At 56.3% G+C, this 2218-nt stretch carries 3 protein-coding genes; all 3 read right to left on the reverse strand.

Going from position 1 to position 2218, the window contains the following annotated elements:
* Nucleotides 1–386 (reverse strand): hypothetical protein (locus QME66_13435; GenBank protein ID MDI6809949.1); only part of this gene is annotated, 386 nt, incomplete at its 3' end.
* Complete coding sequence (locus QME66_13440) at nt 367–1086, reverse strand: hypothetical protein (GenBank protein MDI6809950.1); 720 nt, start codon at nt 1084–1086, stop codon at nt 367–369. The genes QME66_13440 and QME66_13435, both read right to left, overlap by 20 nt.
* An 8-nt stretch (nt 1087–1094) precedes the next feature.
* Nucleotides 1095–1874, reverse strand: coding sequence for a hypothetical protein (locus QME66_13445; protein ID MDI6809951.1), 780 nt, complete (start codon nt 1872–1874; stop codon nt 1095–1097).
* Nucleotides 1875–2218: the final 344 nt, after the last annotated feature.

Genomic DNA, 2218 nt, shown 5'->3' on the forward strand with positions numbered 1-2218 from the left:
GCCGCCCACGCCGCCGACGCCGCCGACCACGCCGCCGACCACGCCGCCGACCGCGCCGCCGACGACGCCAATCGCGTTTGTTCGTTATTTTCGTCAGCAACGGCTTCGGCCGCATCAAAAACAGCCTTCAATACGGTTTCATCCTGCTCTCTAACGAATCGCAGCGAACGCCTTCCAGCCACACAGCCGAGTAAAACAACTTGCTCTATGGTTGCTTGGCCGCTATTCCAGAGCCACCAAATCAGCCAGTCGCCGCGCTCGATGCCGCACAGAAACTCAGATGGGGAAACTCCGTCGTCGAGCATTGCCGAATGCCTCGCAGCTATCAGGATGGCTTCCTTGCAAGCGCTGAGGGACTTCAGGGTCTCAAGATTGATTCGTTTCATTTTCCTTTTCCAGCTTGGCTCGCAATTTTCGGACTTCGGATTCAGCGGCTTCGGCACGTAGCCATGGACACCAAGACCTGTGAGCATTCTTCAGAGTCTGGATTGGCGTGTTCGCATTGACGAGAGCACCGCAAGCAGCGCATCCGGTCGTACAGTTTGTTTTGGCGATCTCCAACTCCTCAGCCTCAATCTGATCCAGCTTCTGCCTGGTGTCGCGCAGGGCGCGGGCGAGTATTTTGAGCATTGAGAAGTATTCGTCGGTGACGCAGCTATCAATCGGTGGCCCTTTCCCATCAGCCCAAGTAAACGCGTTGTCGATCTCGGTTTCGGTCAGCGGCATGGGAGGATCGATCATAACTTGGGCTCCGGGCCGAAAAAAGCGAGCATGTTGGCGGCGTGCAATCCGTTGTTGCTCTGCCGCCTGCTTGTGTTCGAAGGATTGCTTCCAGTTTTCGACTTCTTTTTGTTCTTCGACGCGTGCGTCGCTATACTCTTTTGTTAGAGCCTCAATCTGAGCTTCTGCGAAACGTCGCGCATATTCCACTCTGACGAGTTTTTGCTGTTCCGCTTCCAGTTTCTCCCTGGTATCGCAAAGGGCTCGGGCGAGAACTTTGCGCGCCCAAGCGTCGGAACGTTCGGAATGATTCAACGCCTCTTGAATCTCAGCTTCGGTCAGCGGCGGGGTAGGGGGGGTGGTCATCGTTTCTCCTAGAGGCCGCAATGGCCCTCGCATTCCTCCGCGAAAAGATCGCCTTGGTTCTGGCCTAAATCAGCATCCCGAAGCGGCGCAAGGGAACGGTGCAAGAAAACTGGGGACTTCACGCCGGGCTGGGTCCGGCGTATTTTGTCGTCGAAGTCACATACATCCTCGAATTCTTTCTGCCTATTCTTCTTCATGTCGAGCCACGCACCATCGTCGTGGTAAGGACAACCAATACAGGCTGATTTCGGTGGCACTGGGAGCCCGTGCGCCTTCAGATATTCAATGCATGATCCCCGCGTCATTCTCTTCTCAACCAACGGCCAGCGGTTGACGATCCACTTGTCACGATTCTCCTTCATTCGCACTACTTCATCGAGAGAGATCCCCAACCATAGCTCGCACGGTTCGCCTTTCCAGTGTTGGCCTGGTTGCAATCCAGCCCTGGCCCGGATAATTTTTTGTACCACGTCGATTTTGTACTCTCGGGTGCATTGGCGTCGAAGCATTCCGGTCTCGCCGCTCATCGACGTAAAAAGCGGCATCGAAGCGAAGCGGTGCGACGGATCTAGCGCATCGCGTCGAATGTTGCCCCTAGCTGATCTCACTATTTCCATGCCGCGAATCCTAGCCCATTCGGTGAAGGTATCGAGATAAGCATAAGTCGCCGTGCTCTCCCATCCAGTATCGGCAAAGATGGCGAAGTCCGGGCGCTCGAAGTCGCTCAGGCAGGATATGGTGGCGAGCGTCACAGTCTGAACGCCAGCGCCGAAGGATAAGACCTTCACGGCTTGGGCTCCGGGCCGAGGAGGGCGAGGGCCTTGCATCGCGGGCATTCAATTGGATTTTCAAGCCCGAGAGAATGCCGCCTGCATGAACAAGGAGAATCCAGAAGCCCATCTCTCGCCGCCTTTAACGCCGCTGCCGGGTTCTCGATTCCAGCGAGCGCGTTATGATCGGCTACGACCTTCGCTACGCGTTCGAGAGTAGTCACAGGATGCCCCCGACTGGCTCCGATCCGGCCACTATCCGGAAAAACTGCTCCTGCCAAACCGGCCCGATCTCGTTGGTTCCCGGCTTGATATAGGTTAGCACGCGAATCCCTCCCGTCATATTGGCTGGCATCCAAATC

Source organism: Candidatus Eisenbacteria bacterium, from assembly GCA_030017955.1.
GTDB lineage: Bacteria > Eisenbacteria > RBG-16-71-46 > JASEGR01 > JASEGR01 > JASEGR01.